1 protein-coding gene is annotated in these 1,213 nt (G+C 26.1%); it reads right to left on the reverse strand.

Going from position 1 to position 1,213, the window contains the following annotated elements:
- Positions 1-273 precede the first annotated feature (273 nt).
- A partial coding sequence (locus V7137_RS21315; protein WP_335699927.1) for a glycosyltransferase family 4 protein occupies positions 274-1,213 on the reverse strand: 940 nt, incomplete at its 5' end.

Raw genomic sequence — 1,213 nt, forward strand, 5'->3', positions numbered from 1 at the left:
AAAACGATATTAGTAAAAATGATATTATCCAAAGACTCTTAGGATACGAAAATTTATCATTATACATTTTTAATAACGTCGTGATAAACAAAACCCCGTAACAAATTGTATAAATAAAGTTCATTAAACTAATATTACCTACACTATAGTTAATAAAATGATCAAGCATTAATGTAAATGGTAATAAAAAAACCAAAACTAAGAATAATTTATTTGACACAGTTATATTTTCCCCTTATATAAAAAGTGGTGGAAGGTTTTATATTTCATCAATCATTTTATGATTTTCAAAAGATCACCAGCTTGTTTTTCCCATGAATACATTTCTTTAGCAATTTTTCTGTTATTAAGGGATATAAATTCACTTTCAAAATTTATTAAGACCTTCTCAATTTTTTCGATAAATTCCCTATCACTGTTAGCTCTTAATAAACAGTCATCCTCATTTAAGTTTAGGCCTTCATAACTAATGTCACTAGCAATAATAAGTTTATTCATAGCCATTGCTTCAAGTATTTTATTTTTCATACCAGCGCCACTATAAAGAGGGGAAACAAAAACTTTAGCTTTATCTAAATAAATCCTAATATCCTCGACAAAACCTGTAAAAATAATATTATCTTTCATGGAGTTATCCATTAGTTTTTTGGATGGATTTTTCCCGACTATTATACATCTAAAATCAGGGTTATTTTTAACGAGCTCTGGTACAATTTTCTTTACTAAATGGCTAGCTGCTTCATAATTTGGTCTATAGGAAAAGTTACCTAAAAAAATTATATCAAATTCATAGTCAGTACTAGACGAAGGAGTAAAATATTCAAAATTAACTCCATTATTAATATTATCAACTTCTTGTAGGAATGGAAAAATCCCTTTATCATATTCTTTATCGACTTCAGATATATATAGTAGTTTTCCAAAATCTCTATGATATTTACTAATCATTCTTTTGTAAATTAACTTTTTATATTTTAGTATAAAACCTTTAATTATATTTTTTTCATTTTTCAAATAAGAATTGATTAACTTAATTTGGGAATCACAAATAAAGAAAACCTTTTCTTGTCTTATATGTGAACAATACTTTATAAGAGGGAAGTCATGAATAAAAACCTTATCATACCCATCAAGGATATTGGTAACATGTTCACTAAAAACTTCAATTGAACGGATAGTATGAGAAGTAAATATTGCTTTAATTACTGATAGT

The sequence above is a fragment of the Neobacillus drentensis genome, assembly GCF_036962765.1.
Classification (GTDB): Bacteria; Bacillota; Bacilli; order Bacillales; family Cytobacillaceae; genus Neobacillus; species Neobacillus drentensis_C.